The sequence below is a fragment of the Stutzerimonas stutzeri genome (assembly GCF_051028275.1).
GTDB classification, from domain to species: domain Bacteria; phylum Pseudomonadota; class Gammaproteobacteria; order Pseudomonadales; family Pseudomonadaceae; genus Stutzerimonas; species Stutzerimonas stutzeri_AS.
Genome location: NZ_CP069269.1, coordinates 1,698,669 through 1,715,873, shown reverse-complemented (window position 1 = coordinate 1,715,873; position 17,205 = coordinate 1,698,669). Strand labels below are relative to the sequence as shown.

Sequence of the window (17,205 nt, the reverse complement as noted above, 5' to 3'; positions counted from 1 at the left end):
AAGCGCTGTTGGCATAACCTCTGCATTAGCTTCGATACTTAGGCTGGACCTTCAACGTGGAGGGTCTGGCTCCGAATACGGAAAGACAAGGACAAAGGCGTCCTCACTGGGAGATCAGTGGGACGCCTTTTTTCGTTTGGATTTTCCATATGCACAGTCACGTAGCGGTCGGCTGAACGGCCCGGTGGGGAGAACGGCATGAAGAAGCTCAAGCTTGTGGTGGTCGGAAACGGCATGGCCGGGGTGCGTACGTTAGAGGAGCTGATCAAGCTCGCCCCCGAGCTCTACGAGATCACGGTTTTTGGTGCTGAGCCGCATCCCAACTACAACCGCATCCTGCTTTCCCCAGTGCTGGCCGGCGAGCAGACCTTCGAGGAAATCGTACTCAACGATCTCACGTGGTACAGCGACAACAACATCCGTCTGATGCTGAACCGCAAGGTGGTCCAGATCGACAGGGTCAAGCGTCGCGTTATCGCCGAAGACGGTAGCGAAGCAGAGTACGACAGGCTGCTGATCGCTACGGGGTCGAATCCCTTCATGCTCCCGATTCCCGGCAACAACCTGGATGGCGTGATCGGCTACCGCGACATCGCCGACACCCAGGCGATGATGGATGCCGCCAAAACCCACAAGCACGCGGTGGTGATCGGTGGTGGACTGCTCGGACTGGAAGCCGCGAACGGCCTGAAACTGCGCGGCATGGATGTGACAGTGGTGCACATAGGGGAATGGCCGATGGAGCGCCAACTCGACAAGACGGCAGGCACCCTCTTGCAGACGGCATTGGAAAGCCGCGGGTTGAGCTTCAAGATGAAAAAGCAGACCGCAGAGCTGATTGGCAACGAAGCCGGCCGGGTCAAAGCCGTGCGCTTCGCCGATGACGAAGTCATCGATGCCGACCTGGTGGTCATGGCGGCCGGCATCCGCCCCAACAGCGAGCTGGCGGAAAAGGCCGGTATTCCTTGTAATCGCGGCATCCTGGTCAACGACACCCTGCAGACCTATGACCCGCGGGTTTACGCCGTCGGCGAGTGTGCCAACCATCGTGGCATCGCCTATGGGCTGGTTGCTCCATTGTTCGAGCAGGCCAAAGTCTGCGCCAACCACCTCGCGATGCTCGGTTTTTCCCGTTACCTCGGCTCGGTGACCTCGACCAAGCTCAAGGTCACTGGCATCGACCTGTTCTCCGCTGGCGATTTCCTCGGCGGTGAAGGCACCGAAACCATCACCCTCTCCGACCCCATTGGCGGGGTGTACAAGAAGCTGGTGATCAAGGACGATATCCTTGTCGGTGCTTGCCTGTACGGCGACACGGCCGACGGTGGCTGGTATTTCCGCCAGGTGCGCGAAGGCCACAACGTCAGCGAAATTCGCGATCAACTCATGTTTGGTGAAGGCGCCATCGGCGATACTGGCCACCAGGGCCAGAATAAGGCCATGGCCATGCCCGACACCATGGAAGTCTGCGGCTGCAACGGCGTGTGCAAAGGCACCATCGTCAAGGCGATCCAGGAACACGGGCTGTTCTCCGTCGACGATGTGAAGAAGCACACCAAGGCCGCAAGTTCGTGCGGCTCCTGCGCCGGGCTGGTCGAACAAATCCTGATGAGCACTGTCGGCGGCGCCGCGGATGTGAAGCCGAAAAGCGAAAAAGCCATCTGCGGCTGCAGCGATCTCAACCACGGCCAGGTGCGCAAGGCCATCGTCGATCAGCACCTGATCAGCATTCCAGAGGCGATGAGCTACATGAACTGGCGCACCCCCAACGGCTGCGCCACCTGCCGCCCGGCACTGAATTACTACCTGATCTCTTCCTGGCCGGGCGAAGCCAAGGATGACCCGCAGTCGCGCTTCATCAACGAACGCGCCCACGCCAATATCCAGAAGGACGGCACCTATTCAGTCGTCCCAAGAATGTTCGGCGGCGTGACCAACGCGGCCGAGTTGCGCCGCATCGCCGATGTTGCAGACAAGTACAAGGTGCCGCTGGTGAAGGTCACCGGCGGACAGCGCATCGACCTGCTCGGAATCAAGAAGGACGACCTGCCGAAGGTTTGGCAGGACCTCGACATGCCCGACGGTCACGCCTATGGCAAATCCATCCGCACGGTGAAGACCTGCGTGGGCCAGGAATTCTGCCGCTTCGGCACCCAGAACTCGACCGGGCTGGGCATCGATCTGGAGAAGGCCCTGTTCGGCATGTACTCGCCGCACAAGGTCAAGCTGGCCGTTTCCGCCTGCCCGCGCAACTGCGCCGAATCCGGCATCAAGGACGTCGGCATCATCGGTGTGGATTCCGGCTGGGAGTTGTACATCGGGGGTAATGGGGGCATCAAGACCGAGGCCGGGGAATTCTTCGCCAAGGTCAAGACGGCCGAGGAAGTCGCCGAGTACAGCTTCGCCTTTCTCCAGCTCTACCGCGAGGAAGGCTTCTACCTCGAGCGTACCGTGCATTACATGCAGCGTGTCGGCCTCGATTACATCAAGAAAGCGGTGCTTGAAGACGAAGGCCGGCGCAAGGCACTTGCCCAACGGTTGATGTTCTCGCTGAGCTTCGAAGGAGACGGCTGGAAAAAGGCCATCGCCGAACAATCGCTGAAGAAAGAATACGAAACGATCCAGCTGGCCCAGATCGAGCCTGCATGACCATTCATGTCGGAGGCGATCGACTCGTCCCCGCGCAAAAGACACTGGCTCAACCGAATTGCGAGGACACTGCCATGACATGGTTCGACATCTGTTCACTGGACGAGATCAACCCGCTTGGCGCGCGAATCGTCGCCGGCCCCAAGGGCAACATCGCAGTGTTCCGCACCGCGGATGATCAAGTGTTCGCGCTGGATGACCGGTGCCCGCACAAGGGTGGCCCGCTGTCCCAAGGCATCGTTTTCGGCAAGCAGGTTGCCTGCCCGCTGCACAACTGGCAGATCAATCTCGATAGTGGTGAAGCCGTCGCGCCCGATGTCGGCTGTGCACACCGTCATCAGGCTCGAGTCGAGAACGGCCGAGTATTGCTCTCACTCAACAGTGCAAACGGGTGCGCCTGAGTGACCGCGTTATCGACAACCACACTAAGAAACGGAGCGATTGCATGAGCCGGCCGACCCAGACAACCGCCTCAACCTGCTGTTACTGCGGCGTGGGCTGTGGTGTGCTGATCGAGCACGACGGCGAGCGCATCCTCGATGTCGCGGGCGACCCGAGCCATCCCGCCAACTTCGGCAAGTTGTGCAGCAAAGGCTCGACGCTGCACCTGACCGGCGACCTCGACGCGCGCGCGCTTTATCCCGAGCTACGATTGGGCAAAGGGCTTGCCCGTGCACGGAGCAGTTGGGACAGCGCACTCGATCATGCCGCCAACATATTTGCCGAGACCATTGCCGAGCACGGGCCGGACAGTGTCGCCTTCTATATCTCCGGCCAACTGCTGACCGAGGACTACTACGCATTCAACAAGCTCGCCCGAGCGCTGATCGGCACCAACAATATCGATTCGAACTCCCGCCTGTGCATGTCCTCTGCCGTGGTCGGCTACAAGCGCAGCCTCGGTGCCGACGCGCCGCCCTGCAGCTATGAAGACATCGAGCTGAGCGATTGCGTGCTGATCGTCGGCAGCAATATGGCGTACGCCCACCCGGTGCTGTTTCGCCGGCTGGAGGAAGCCAAGGCCAAGCGCCCGGACATGCAAATCATCGTCGTCGACCCGCGCCGCACCGATACTGGCGAGCTGGCCGACCTGCACTTGCCAATTCTGCCCGGTACGGACGTCGCGCTGTTCCACGGCATCTTGCACCTGCTGCTGTGGGAAGGCTGGATCGACCGAAACTTCATCGAGGCTCACACGGAGGGCTTCGACGAGCTGAAAAGCATGGTGCGCGATTACAGCCCGGCTGTCGTGGCCGACCTGTGCGGCATCAGCGTTCACGACCTGCAAAGCTGCGCACGGATGATCGGTAACGCCCCAAGCTTCCTGTCGCTGTGGTGCATGGGTGTCAACCAGTCCACCTCCGGCAGCGCCAAAAACAGCGCTTTGATCAACCTGCATCTGGCCACCGGCCAGATCGGCAAGCCGGGCGCCGGACCCTTCTCGCTGACCGGTCAACCCAATGCCATGGGTGGACGTGAAACCGGCAGCCTGTCGAATCTGCTGCCAGGCCACCGCGACGCCGCCAGCGCCGCACACCGCAGCGAAGTCGCCAGGTACTGGGGTGTATCGGACCTTCCCGAAACGCCAGGGCTCTCCGCCATTGAGCTGTTCGAGGCCGTGCGCAACGGCAAGATCAAGGCGCTGTGGATCGCCTGTACCAACCCCGCGCAGTCAATGCCGGACCAGCAAAAGATTCATGAAGCATTGGCGGCCTGTCCATTCGTCGTGCTCCAGGAAGCCTTCTCTACCACTGAAACCTGTCGCTACGCCGACCTCCTGTTACCCGCCGCCAGCTGGGGCGAGAAGGAAGGCACCGTGACCAACTCCGAACGCCGGATCAGCCATGTGCGGTCGGCTGTGGCAGCACCGGGTGAAGCGCGCCCCGACTGGTCGATCACCTGTGACTTTGCACACCGGCTGGAAAAGCGGATGCGCCCCGGTCAGCCGGGCCTGTTCAACTTCGATAATCCTGCCGCACTGTTCGAGGAATACAAGCTGCTCACCCGGGGCCGCGACCTCGATCTATCCGGTCTCAGCCACGCGCTGATCGACCAACTCGGCCCACAGCAATGGCCCTTTCCCGAGGGCAGCCAGAGCGGAACGCAGCGACTCTACGAAGACGGCGTGTTTCCAACAGAGCACGGACGGGCGCGCTTCCTCGCTGAGCAATACCAGGCACCAAAGGAGAAGCGCGAGGCGCGCTTCCCGCTCACGCTGAACACCGGTCGCCTGCGCGACCACTGGCATGGCATGAGCCGCACCGGCACTGCCGCGCGCCTGTTCGGCCACGTCGAAGAAGCGCTGCTCAGCATGAGCGGCGACGACATGCACCGTCGTCACCTGCTCGATGGTCAGTTGGTGAAGGTACGCAGCCATCGTGGCGAACTGCTGCTTCCAGTTCAGAAGGACGACAGCCTGCGGCCGGGTCAGGCCTTCATGCCGATGCACTGGGGCGATCGGTTTCTCAAGGGGCTGGGCATAAACAGGCTCACGCTGCCAGCGTTCGATCCGATCTCCAAGCAACCCGAGCTCAAGCACGCCGGCATCGAGGTGGAGAAAGTCGAGTTGCCGTGGCAATTCTTTGCGCTCGTTGAAGGTTCGGTGCAGAAGCGTTTCGAAGCCCTGCGGCCATTCTTCGAGGGGTTCGCCTACGCCAGCTTCAGCCTGACAGGCCGAGACCGGCCAGCACTGGTCATCCGTGCGGCGTGCCACGAGGCACCGAGCCAAGCGCAACTGGCGCAGCTTGAGCAGTTGCTGGGGCTGGACGACGGTCCGGTGCTGATTTACGAAGACCCACGCCGAGCCATTGGCAAACGGGTACGCATCGAAGATGACCGCATCGTTGCTCTCAGCCTGTCAGGGGAAACCGCAGCGCGCAGCTGGCTCAAGCAGCTGTGGCATGACGGCAAGGCCGACCAGGCGTTGCGCCGCTGGTTGCTTGCACCCTTGAGTACACCACCAGGCGGCGAAGTGCGCTCAGGCAAGACCTTGTGCAACTGCATGAATGTCAGCGAGGACGCCGTTTGCGCTGGCATCGAACGGGGCCTGGATCTGAACGGTTTGAAGCAAGAGTTGGGCTGCGGCACCCGCTGTGGTTCCTGTGTACCGGAAATCAAGCGGCTGCTGGTTAAGCAACCCGCGGTAGCTTGAGGTAACACTTCAAAAGCGAAGCGATGCACAACGCATCGCATGTCCATCACAGCAGCACGAGAGGTAAGACATGAGCGCAAAAGTCTGGCTGGTGGGTGCGGGTCCCGGTGATCCAGAGCTGCTGACACTCAAGGCCGTACGTGCCCTGGGCGAGGCGCAGGTGGTGCTGATCGATGATCTGGTCAACCCTGCCGTGCTCGAACACTGCCCCAACGCACGGGTAATCCCGGTAGGCAAGCGCGGCGGCTGTCGCTCCACGCCACAGGCGTTCATCCATCGGCTGATGCTACGCTATGCGCGCCAGGGTAAGTGTGTAGTACGTCTGAAAGGCGGCGACCCGTTCATCTTTGGCCGCGGTGGCGAAGAAGCCGAGTGGCTGGCCGAGCGTGGAATCGAGGTCCAACTGGTCAATGGGATCACCGCTGGCCTAGCCGGTGCGACCGGCTGTGGCATTTCCCTGACTCAACGAGGCGTGGCACGTGGCGTCACGCTGGTTACGGCCCATACGCTCGACGGCAGCAGTCCCGAGTGGCACGCGCTGGCCAAAACCGGTACCACACTGGTCGTCTATATGGGCGTGAGCAGTCTGGAGCAGGTGCAGACAGGCCTGATCGAAGGCGGTCTGCCAGCCAGCACCCCGGTGGCCATGATTGAAAACGCCTCGCTACCGCAGCAACGTGAATGCCGCTCCAACGTCGGCGCCATGTGTGCAGACGCCCTCGGCTTCAAGCTCAAGAGCCCGGCGATTCTGGTGATTGGTGAAGTCGCGGCGCAAGCGGTCACCTACGCGCTGAGCCAAACGGCCTAACCTGCCATGAGATGCCAGTCATGCCGTAAGCCGAACTTGCAAGTCGCTGACTGGCGCGAAGCGCAAGGCCAGCTTTATCCAGACCAATAAAAACCGCGGCACAGTGGCCGCGGTTTGAGTACCTACCCGAACATTACGCCTTCTGCCGCAGCTTCTCCGGTTTGATCAGGAAGCGTGCCAGTGCTGGCAGCAGCCAGATCGCACCGACCATGTTCCAAAGGAACATGAACGTCAGCATCAAGCCCATGTCCGCCTGGAACTTGATCGCAGAGAACACCCAGGTGAATACACCGATTGCCAGACAGATACCGGTGAAGATTACCGCCTTACCGGTGGACTTCAGGGTCTGGTAGTACGCTTCCTGGAGCGTCATACCCTGCCGCAGATACGACTCCAGACGGCTGTAGATATAGATGCCGTAGTCAACACCGATGCCCACACCCAGCGCGATTACCGGCAGCGTCGCCACCTTTACGCCGATTCCCATGAAGGCCATCAGCGCATTGCCCAGTATCGAGGTCAGCACCAGCGGCAGGATCACGCACAGGGTGGCCGCGACGGAGCGGAAGGTCAGCAGGCACATGAAGCTCACAGCTGCGTATACCGCGATCAACATGGTGGTTTCGGAAGCCGCGATCACCTCGTTGGTCGCCGCTTCGATCCCCGCGTTACCGGCAGCAAGAACGAACTCGAGGCCTTCGCGATTGTTTTCCTCAGCAAACTCGCGTGCCGCGGAGACTACGTGCTCCAGCGTTTCCGCCTTGTGGTCGTTGAGGAACACCAGTACCGGGGCCAGCGAGCAATTGCTGTTGTACATGCCTTCGGCGCGAGCGATGGAGCTGTTCAGCACGAACTGGTTACGCGACAGGGTTTCCCATTTCAGGCTGCCCTCGTTCATGCCCTTGATGCTCTGCCGTGCGACAGTGACCATCGATACCGCCGACTGCACGCCCTCGGTGTTCTCCATCTTCCACATCAGCTCGTCCATAGCCGCGAGCGTGTCGTAATGGGCACAACCTTCTGGCGCCGTCTTGACCATGACCACCAGCACGTCGGAGCTGGTCGAGTAGTTTCTGATGACAAAGTCGTTGTCGAGGTTGTAGCGCGAATCCGGGTGCAATTCGGGCGCGCCCTGATCAAGGTCGCCGATCTGGAGGTTCTGGCCGTACCACAGCCCGCCGCCGACCGCGAGCAAGGCGATGACCAAGGAAATGGGCGCGACCTTGGGACTGGCAAAGCCGGAAAGCGTACGCCAGAAGGGATGATCGCGCGACGCTTCGTCACGAGCCTGTTTCACCGCCCGCTGACTGATACCCAGATAGGAAATGGCTACCGGCAGCAAAATCAAGTTGGTCAGGATGATGACCGCCACACCCAGCGAAGCACCGATAGCCAGTTCGCGGATCACACCGATGTCGATCAGCAGCAGGGTCACAAAACCGACGGCATCGGACGCCAGCGCCACCATGCCCGGGATGAAAAGCTGCCGGAATGCCATCCGCGCCGCTGCCAGCGGGTCATTAGTCTCACCCGACGCCATGGCGATGCCGTTGATCTTCTGCACCCCGTGGGAGATACCGATGGCGAAGACCAGGAACGGCACCAGCATCGAGTACGGATCGAGCCCAAAGCCCAGCGTGTGCAGCAGGCCGAGCTGCCAGACAACGGCGATCAGCGTGGTCACCACGACAGCGATGGTGCTCTTGAAGCAGCGGGTAAACCACAGCAGCAGGGCCAGGGTGATGCCGATGGCTACAAAGAAGAACAACGCGACGCCAACCAGGCCGTCAATCAGGTCACCCACTTTCTTGGCGAAACCAATAATGTGGATTTCCACATTCGGGTTTTGCGCCTCGTACTTGTCGCGAATCTTTTCTTCCAGCTCGTGGGAGAACTTCTGATAGTCGAGCACGATCTGCTTGCTGCGATCATCCGGGTCCGAATAGGACTCCATCAGCGGCACGTCGATGATGCTGGATTTGAAGTCGTTGGCAACCAGACGACCGATCTGCCCGGACTTGAGGATATTGCTACGCAAGTCGTCGAGGCTTTCCGGCGAGCCGTCATAGGTTTGCGGGATGACCTCTCCGCCGGCGAAGCCCTGCTCGGTCACCTCGGTCCAGCGTACGCTGGGGCTCCAGAGCGACTTCATGTTTGAGCGGTCAACGCCCTGTATATAAAACACCTCGTCATGAATCTGACGCAGCGTTTCCATGTATTCCTTGGAAAAGATGTCGCCATCCTTAGCCGCCACAGAGATGCGTACCGTGTTGCCCAGGTTGGCCAGGTCATCCCTGTGCTGGAGCATGTTCTGAATGTACGGGTGTCCCAGCGGGATCATCTTTTCGAAGCTGGTCGACGGCCGAACCTGGGCCGCCTGATAAAACAGAAGGACACTGATCAACAGGCAGAGAAGGATCACCGCCGGTCGATTATTGAAAATCAGGCGCTCCAGAAAGGACGCCGGCTTCTGCTGATGCTTGGTCATGTTGGCTCCGGCTTATTGTTGTTTTACGGGCAGGTTTGCGCCGGTGGGCGCCACGACCCTCACGCCGCTTTGCCCGACGAGGACGAGGTTGCCGTCCGCGTTAGCAACCACACCTGACAATGAGCGCCGATCCGGCCGGCTGAACAGCGAGAAGGTCTGTCCCTTGTCGTCGCTGCTGAGCACCGTGCCGCCATGCCCCACGACCACAACACGGCCGTCCGAAAGCAGATTGCCATCGGCCAAACCGGTTTCCAGGGGGTCATTCTCGTCGCGCAGTTCAATGGCCTGCCAGGTATCCCCGAAGTCCGTGGAGCGGAACAGGTTACCGCGCAGACCAAAGGCCACGACGACGCCGGGCTCTCCCCCGCCTACAACGCCAAAAAAGGACCCTTGGTAAGGCGAGTCGACACGTTCCCAGGTCTCACCCATGTCGGCGGAGCGGAACATGCCCCCCATCTCACCCACGATGAACACGCCGGAACCGGCGATCTCAGCGATGGCGTTGAGGTGCGTGCCGTCCTCGTTGTCGAGACGACCAGCCACGTCTTCCCAGTTCTGCCCGCCATCGGTGGTTTCCAGTAGAACACCGTAGGCGCCGGTGGCTAAGCCGTGCTGTGCATTCTCGAACCAGACGTCGAGGAGCGGCACCTCACCTTCGCGGTCTTCGTACTGCCGGGTCCAGGTTTGACCACCGTCGCTGGTGGCCAGAATCAAGGCATCGTGACCAACCGCCCAGCCGTGCTTGTCATCAGCAAAGGTCACCGCTGTAAGCAGCTGGCGAGTTGGCACCTTCGCCTGCGTCCAGCTGGTCCCTGCGTCATCGGAGTAGAGAATGTGGCCTCGGTCTCCAACAGCGACCAGACGATTGCCGGCATGAGCGATATCAAGCAGCAACGTGGAGGCCGCTTTCTGCGATTCGATCGCATAGCGGACGCCTGGCTCGGTGGAGCTTTGGGCCTGAGCCGGAGTGACCGTAAAAAGAAGGACGGATAGAACACTGCAGAGCGAGAGCGTTCTTGCCAGCGGCGATCGACTGCTAGAGATTGGCGTGCGGGAAGTTTCTACCACGCGGCCAAACGGTGTGCGCCACATGACGGGCTCACTCATACATACCCCCTTTATTTTTATTAGGTAGGGCCTGCGTATGGAGACAGGCGAATCCATGCTATAGGGCTTTCGAAAGCGACGGCAATTGCCTGGACGTTATGTTTTGTTAAACCGGGCTGATTGATATTGCATGATAGGTACGCCTTATGGCACGGGGCCTCTGGGCGCCCGACGCCCTGCATCTGGGACGGACTGTCACACCTCGAAAACGAACATCCCGCGCATTGCGCGGGATGTTATCGGTGACCCAGCGAGCGATCTTCCGACCGTCAAGCGAGGCTTTTGCTCACCACCTCGTAGACATCACTGGACAGCTCACCGGACGCCATAATCCGCTCAAGCTCGGCCTTCATCAGACCCTGGCGGCTGAGGTCGTATTTGCGCCAGCGAGTGAGGGGCGCCAACAGCCGCGACGCAATCTGCGGGTTGAGCGTATTCAACACAATGACTTGGTCGGCCAGGAAGCGGTAGCCAGCACCATCGGCACGGTGGAAGTTGACCAGGTTCTGGTTGGCAAATGCTCCGATCAGCGCACGGACCTTGTTCGGATTCTTCAACGTGAACGCCGGATGCTGCATGAGATGCTGGACGCGTTCCAGACCACCCGGCTGCGTATTCCCGGCCTGGACACTGAACCACTGATCCATCACCAGCGGGTTGTCCTTGAAGTGCTCTGCAAACGAAGCCAGCGCCTTGTCGCGCTCAGCCTCAAAGCCTGAATTGACCAGCACCGCGAGCGCCGTCAGGCGCTCTGTCATGTTGTCCGCCTCCTCGAACTGGTCAACGCACGAAGCGACCACTTCAGGCTTGCCGCTGAGCATGAGGTAGGACAGCGCGATGTTCTGCAGTGCACGACGGGCAAAGTGCGCCGCTTCGGCGACATAAGGTGTCTGTCGAGATACTTCGCGGTTCGCCTGGTAGCGCTGCCAGAGCAGATCGGAGAGTGCCGTGGCGATACTTCGACGTGCGAAGTCACGCGCGGCGTGAATAGCGTCCACGTCCGCTACTTCGCTGATCTCGGTCAGGTAGGCCTCGCTCGGCAGCGACAGCATTTCCGCGACCATTGCCTGGTCAAGGCTCTCGTCTTCCAACTGGCTGCGCAGCGCCTCCACCAAGCGCTGATCGAGCTGCAGCGCTTCGCCGCGCTGGTGCTGGCCGATCATGTCCTGCAGGACCTGCACCGACAGCTGTTGGCCCGCTTCCCAACGGTTGAAACCATCGGAATCATGCTGCATCAGGAACATCAGCTGATCGCGGCTGTAGGGGAAGTCCAGTTTCACCGGCGCGGAGAAACCGCGCAGCAGCGACGGCAGCGGCTGCTCCGGCACATCGACAAAGGTGAAGGTCTGCTCGGGCTCGTCGACTGCCAGCACACGGGTAGTACCGACCGCTGCATCCTCGCCCTGCAGGCGCAGCGCGATTTCGGTGCCCTGCCCATCCAGCAGGCCCAGCGAGACGGGGATGACAAATGCGTGCTTCTCGCCCTGCCCAGGCGTGGGCGGGCAACTCTGGCGGAATGTCAGGCTATAGGTTTTGGCAGTGGCGTCGTACCGCTCGCTGACGGCGAGTCGTGGGGTGCCGGCCTGGCTGTACCAGCGCTTGAACTGAGTCAGATCGGCACCGTTGGCATCTTCCATCGCTTTGACGAAATCATCGACGGTTACAGCTTGGCCGTCGTGCCTTTCGAAGTACAGGTCACTGCCCTTACGGAAGCCCTCCTCGCCCAACAGCGTCTGGATCATGCGCACCACTTCGGCGCCCTTCTCGTAGACGGTCAACGTGTAGAAGTTGGAAATTTCGATGAAGGATTCCGGACGCACCGAATGGGCCATCGGACCGGCGTCTTCCGCGAATTGGTGAGTGCGCAGATAGGACACATCCTCGACGCGCTTGACGGTCGGCGAGTTCATGTCGGCAGAGAACTGCGAATCGCGGAAAACCGTGAAGCCCTCTTTCAGGGACAGTTGAAACCAGTCTCGACAGGTCACGCGGTTGCCCGACCAATTGTGAAAATACTCGTGGGCGACGATGGCCTCGACCCGCTGGTGCGCAGCGTCCGTAGCGGTTTCGGCACGCGCGAGCACGGCGCTGGAGTTGAAGATGTTGAGGCCCTTGTTTTCCATGGCGCCCATGTTGAAGTCATTCACAGCGACGATCATGAAGATGTCCAGATCGTATTCCCGACCATAGGCCTCCTCGTCCCATTTCATCGACTTCTTGAGACTGTCCATGGCGTGTTGGCACTTGTCGATATTCTCTGGCTCGACATAGATGCGCAGCGCCACGTCGCGACCGCTCATGGTGGTGAAGCTGTCCTCGACACACCAGAGGTCGCCGGCCACCAGGGCGAAGAGATAGGCGGGCTTTTTGAACGGGTCTTCCCAGGTCGCCCAGTGACGGCCATCCTCTTCTTCGCCAGTGGCGATGGGGTTGCCGTTGGACAGTAGGATTGGATAGGACTGCTTCTCGGCGCTGACCGTCGTGGTGAACTTGCTCATCACGTCCGGGCGGTCGAGGTAATAGGTGATCTTGCGGAACCCCTCGGCCTCGCACTGGGTGCAGAACATGCTGCCGGACTTGTAGAGACCTTCCAGCGCCGTGTTGCTTTCGGGATGAATCACCACCGTGCTGTCGAGGGTGAAGCTCGCCGCATCGGGCTGCAGCGTCAGGCTTTCCTCAGCAACTTCGTAGTCGCCCAGGCCAAGTTGACGGTCGTTGATCGACAGGGAGATCAGTTCAAGATCTTGTCCATCCAGCCGCAGTGACGGCAAACCGGCACCGGCCTCCGGGTTGCGCCGCATGACCAGCTGCGCATGGACCAGGGTGCGATCTTCGTACAACTCGAAGGTCAGGTGAGTTTCATCGATCAGGTAATCCGGAACCTGATAGTCCTTGAGATGAATGACTTTCGGCTGTTCGGTTCGCATTGGCTGAGCCTCCTGGAGGCAGCCCCAAGCGCGAGCTTGAGGCTGCGAATTGTCGGTGACGATCCTGACGTCGCCCTCGGTCGCGGGCACGTCAGTAACCGCCTGGCTTATGCCGCAGCGCTGGCTGCGACATGATAAGCCGTGAACTTGCGGATATTTATCACGCCCGTATCGAGAATCAGATATTGACCTTTGATACCACGCAGGGTGCCTTCCACAACGGGGGTCTTTTCCAAGTCCAGGCTGACGACCTTGGTGGGATATGCCTCCACGGGATAGCGAATCTCCAACACCTCGGCATCCGCCACTGGCTGGATCGCCTGCAAGCCATAGCGCTGTTGAAGCTCGCGTAGCCCGTCGGCACATGCATCAAAAACCTGCTCGCGCATTGCGATCAGATCAATGGGCTCGGCGTCGCCCTTGAGCAGCGCGCGCCAGTTGGTGCGATCCGCGACCTGGCTGCGCAGCAGGTCTTCGACCATGCCGGACTGCTGGCGAGTGGCGACGCGCATGATCGGCAGCGCCTGGCTGGCGCCTTGGTCGAGCCAGCGCGTCGGCAACTGCGAGGCACGCGTGATGCCAACTTTAATGCCCGACGAGTTTGCCAAATACACCACGTGATCGGTCATGCAAAAGTCCATGCCCCATTGCGGATCGCGGCAGGTGCCGAAGTCGTGGTGGCATTTCTCTGGGCTCATGATGCAGACGTCGCACTGCGGCAGCTTCTTGAAACAGGGGTAGCAATAGCCCTGGCTGAAGCTCTTGTTGGTCTTGCGCCCGCAGTGGGTACAGTGGATGGCGCCAAGGTATTCCAACCTCAAGCTTTTGCCGATCAGAGGATTCACTGGCACCAGCTCGTCATTCAGACGGAATGAGTACTGCGCCGGCGCGCCCAGCTGAATCGACATTTTGCTGAGGGCGCCGCGTCCGAGCTCAAGCATCAGTGGCGCGTTCCCGAAGCGGGGGCAAACAGGCTGGTATCGATGGGTGCCTTGTTCTTGCTCTTGGAGGCGCATTCCTGACCACCCATGTAGCCGGTGCGCTCCTCTTCGGGGAGGTTTTTGATTTCCCAGGCAATCATCGCGCTGAGGCAGGTTTCCTTCTGCTCGGGTGTCAGCTTACGGCCGTCGCTCCACTTGCCCAGCTCGACGGCAGTTTTCAGGTTTTCGTAGATTTCGGGGGTGATGTTTTCGATGGCTTCGATAAAGGACGACATGGCCGGCTCCCAAAGGATCAAGCGGGCATTCTACCGAGCGGCGCCGCTTAAGGGAAAACGAACAGTCTTAAAGCTGCCGGTGGCCGCGACTCAGGCGACGCGACATCAGCCCGCCGATGACCCCGGTCACGCAGCCGGCTACCAGGCCACCGACATGCGCCGCGTTGGCAATTGCCAGGGCACCAAAGCTCACCACTTCGATCACGCCAGTCAAACAGACCACCAGCCATACCAGCATCAGCACCACCACGCCTGGCGGCAAGCGATAAGCCGCATCCGGCGACACCTTCTGGAACAACCAACAATGGCCCAGCAACCCGTAGAGCACGCCGGAAAGCCCGCCGAAAATTCCCGGCCCGCCAAAGCTGTATTGTGCGACGTTGGAAACGACGCCAAACAGCAGCGTCAGGCCGACCAGCATGAATGCGCCCTGGCGGGATTCGATTCGCCGACCGAGCTCCCAGTACCACATGGAGTTCATCGCCAGATGAAGAAAGCCGAAGTGTACGAAGATCGGCGTTACCAGTCGCCACCACTGTCCTTCGGCAAGGGTCTGCTCCAGCGTGGCGAAATAGCCGTATTCACCCTCGATGCGGAAGTCGGTAAAGCTCAACCAGCGAACAGTCTCGAGGTTCTCGCCGAGCATGGAGATTGCCGCTGCGATCAGCGTCAGCAGCAAGACTGTCGCTGTCAGCGGGCTGCGGCGCAGGCTGGCGACGAATCCTCCGTTGCGACGTCGGGGTTGTTCAGCCACCACAGCGTCATCCCCGTGAGGGTAGCGCTGATAAAGCTCGCGAACTTGCTCAGCGGTTTCTGCCGGCACTCTGAGCACCTGTTGACCGGCTTCTTCCGACACGCGACAAGGCACCTGCAAGCGTCTCAACAGCGCAATGAAACCACTCAAGTCTTCGGACAAAGGCAGTCGTAAAGCCTCTACTGCACTCATTTATCGCTCCACGTCCACCCAGACGAACTTCGCCGGGTCCAGGCTGGTTTCCTCATCGAGCCGATAGGCGACGAGCTTGCCATATTTGACCGCACTGTAATCGAGGCACGCGAGGTTCGGCCGTATTGGCGCTGGCGTACCACGACGCCAGTAATGCCCGACGAACAGTAACGGGTCATTCGGGCCGTAGAGAAACAGTTTATTTTTCTGACTCTCGCTGAGGGGCACCCGCGCCGCCTTCTCTGGCAGGCCGTCAGGCTGAAACACGACATCACCGTACGTTTGCGGATTCTCTTCCCAGAACTTGGTCCGGAAAAAGCTGCGGGTGAATCCTTCGGCGCTGGTAAGGGTAAGCCCTTCGGGTAGCGGCATATCCGTACCGCGCAGGAGCCTGTCGAGCGCCTTGGCTGCAAAGCCCTGACTGAACGCCGCATCGCGCAGGAACTCTTGATCGACACGCCCATGACTCAACCGCTCTCGCAGTTGGGCGATCACCGTATTGTCCCAGCAGGCGTGAACAACGCGGAAACGTTCGCCGTCAAGATAAAGCGGCAATGTCATGAACCACTCCCGGAACGCTGTCCACTCCTCCGGGTATTGATCGAACTGCTGGAACGTCTGCTGCAACAGCATGGCGTAGCGCGGCGTATGGTCGCGAACGAATGTTTTGCCGCTCTCGGATGGCGCCGGGGTGTACCAACCCAGCGCATTGAATTCATGATTGCCCATGATGCAGTGGGCCTGGCCTGCTTCGACCATGGCATGCACCAGATGCAGCGCCTCACGGATATGCGGGCCGCGGTCGATGATGTCGCCAAGAAAGATCACCTGCCGTCGCGGATGCCGCCATACATCACCGTGCCGGCTATAGCCCAGCTGCTCGAGCAGACGCATCAGCGTATGCGCACAGCCGTGCACATCGCCGATAAGGTCGTAGCTGCGCTCCGGGTCGACGAGCACTATTCCCCTCCACCGAGGCGACTACCCCAGCCAAGTTTGGTGCGGCAGACCTCGTAGTAGTTGTGATCAAGCGGATGGATCAAATGCAGCTTCTGCGGCTTCTTGCGGACCGTGACCGTGTCGCCGGGCGCGCAGGTGAAGTGGTTCTGCCCGTCACACGAAACCTGCGGATAGATCTGCATATTCGGTGAGACCACGATTTTCAGCTCGCTGTTGCCATCCACCACAATCGGTCGGCTGGACAGCGTATGCGGATACATGGGCACGACAACGATGGCATCCAGCCGTGGGTGCATGATCGGCCCCCCAGCGGACAAGGAGTATGCCGTTGAGCCGGTAGGGGTGGCGATGATGAGGCCGTCGGCTTTTTGGCTGCAAACGAACTGGCCGTCTATATACAGCTCAAATTCGATCATCCGCGTCGATTTTCCAGGATGCAGGACAACATCGTTAAGCGCGTCGCCCTCCCCTATGGACTCCTCGAAGCGACGCACTTGGGCCTCGAGCAGAAAGCGGTTTTCCAGCGTGTATTGCCCGCTGAGCACTTCGGAAACCTTCTCTTCCAGCTCATCGGGCCGAATGTCGGTAAGAAACCCGAGGCTGCCACGGTTAATGCCCAATACCGGGACGCGATGCTTGGCCAACGCCCGGGCTGCGCCCAGCAAACTGCCGTCACCCCCCACCACGATCACCAGATCGCAGGAGTCGCCCAAACGCTGCCGCGAAGACGTCTGCATCCCATGACCTGGGAGCACCTCGGCGATGTTTTCTTCGAGAATCACGTGAAGATGACGCTCCACGAGGAATTTCTTCAACCGGCGAATGGTATCCAGCACCTGGGAACTACCCAGGCGACCGATGATGCCAATGTTGCGGAACTGGTCCATTGAAACTCCCTGTTGGCGTGACGGATGACAGGCGGGTGCTGGGTCGGAAAACGCTGGGCCCGGCCG

The 17,205-nt window shown here is 60.3% G+C and carries 12 protein-coding genes; 4 read left to right on the top strand and 8 right to left on the bottom strand.

All coding sequences use genetic code 11. From position 1 onward, the window contains the following. Positions 1 to 198 precede the first annotated feature (198 nt). From nirB to cobA, 4 genes are all read left to right on the top strand, one after another. Positions 199 to 2,649: a nitrite reductase large subunit NirB gene (gene nirB / locus JQR87_RS07945; protein WP_407291102.1), complete on the top strand. Its 2,451-nt coding sequence runs from the start codon at positions 199 to 201 to the stop codon at positions 2,647 to 2,649. A 74-nt stretch (positions 2,650 to 2,723) separates the two neighbouring features. Then, on the top strand, positions 2,724 to 3,050 hold the full coding sequence (gene nirD / locus JQR87_RS07940) for a nitrite reductase small subunit NirD (protein WP_407291104.1): 327 nt from the start codon (positions 2,724 to 2,726) through the stop codon (positions 3,048 to 3,050). 44 nt (positions 3,051 to 3,094) lie between these two features. Then, on the top strand, positions 3,095 to 5,800 hold the full coding sequence (locus tag JQR87_RS07935; RefSeq protein WP_407291106.1) for a nitrate reductase: 2,706 nt from the start codon (positions 3,095 to 3,097) through the stop codon (positions 5,798 to 5,800). Between the two features lie 70 nt (positions 5,801 to 5,870). Beyond that, entirely contained in the window at positions 5,871 to 6,608 is a 738-nt protein-coding gene (gene cobA / locus JQR87_RS07930) for a uroporphyrinogen-III C-methyltransferase (RefSeq protein ID WP_407291108.1), read from the top strand. 133 nt (positions 6,609 to 6,741) lie between these two features. On the opposite strand, the gene JQR87_RS07925 is transcribed toward cobA, so the two are convergent. The 8 genes from JQR87_RS07925 to JQR87_RS07890 form a co-directional block, all read right to left on the bottom strand. After that, positions 6,742 to 9,096 (bottom strand): efflux RND transporter permease subunit, encoded by a 2,355-nt coding sequence (locus JQR87_RS07925; protein ID WP_407291110.1) that lies wholly within the window; start codon positions 9,094 to 9,096, stop codon positions 6,742 to 6,744. 12 nt (positions 9,097 to 9,108) lie between these two features. Next, a complete protein-coding gene (locus JQR87_RS07920; RefSeq protein ID WP_407291112.1) occupies positions 9,109 to 10,203 on the bottom strand; it encodes a YCF48-related protein in 1,095 nt (364 codons plus the stop codon). A 269-nt stretch (positions 10,204 to 10,472) separates the two neighbouring features. Beyond that, positions 10,473 to 13,130: an aminopeptidase N gene (gene pepN / locus JQR87_RS07915; RefSeq protein WP_407291114.1), complete on the bottom strand. Its 2,658-nt coding sequence runs from the start codon at positions 13,128 to 13,130 to the stop codon at positions 10,473 to 10,475. Positions 13,131 to 13,237: 107 nt separating this feature from the next. After that, entirely contained in the window at positions 13,238 to 14,071 is an 834-nt protein-coding gene (locus tag JQR87_RS07910; protein WP_407291115.1) for a DUF2797 domain-containing protein, read from the bottom strand. Continuing rightward, entirely contained in the window at positions 14,071 to 14,346 is a 276-nt protein-coding gene (locus tag JQR87_RS07905) for a YeaC family protein (RefSeq protein ID WP_407291117.1), read from the bottom strand. Before JQR87_RS07905 ends, JQR87_RS07910 begins: the two co-directional genes overlap by 1 nt. 67 nt (positions 14,347 to 14,413) lie before the next feature. Further along, positions 14,414 to 15,292 (bottom strand): rhomboid family intramembrane serine protease, encoded by an 879-nt coding sequence (locus tag JQR87_RS07900; protein WP_407291118.1) that lies wholly within the window; start codon positions 15,290 to 15,292, stop codon positions 14,414 to 14,416. Continuing rightward, positions 15,293 to 16,252 carry a metallophosphoesterase gene (locus JQR87_RS07895; RefSeq protein WP_407291119.1) on the bottom strand — a complete coding sequence of 320 codons (960 nt, stop codon included), beginning with the start codon at positions 16,250 to 16,252 and terminating at the stop codon, positions 15,293 to 15,295. It lies immediately after the preceding gene. Continuing rightward, complete coding sequence (locus tag JQR87_RS07890) at positions 16,252 to 17,139, bottom strand: NAD(+) kinase (RefSeq protein WP_407291121.1); 888 nt, start codon at positions 17,137 to 17,139, stop codon at positions 16,252 to 16,254. Before JQR87_RS07890 ends, JQR87_RS07895 begins: the two co-directional genes overlap by 1 nt. Positions 17,140 to 17,205 lie beyond the last annotated feature (66 nt).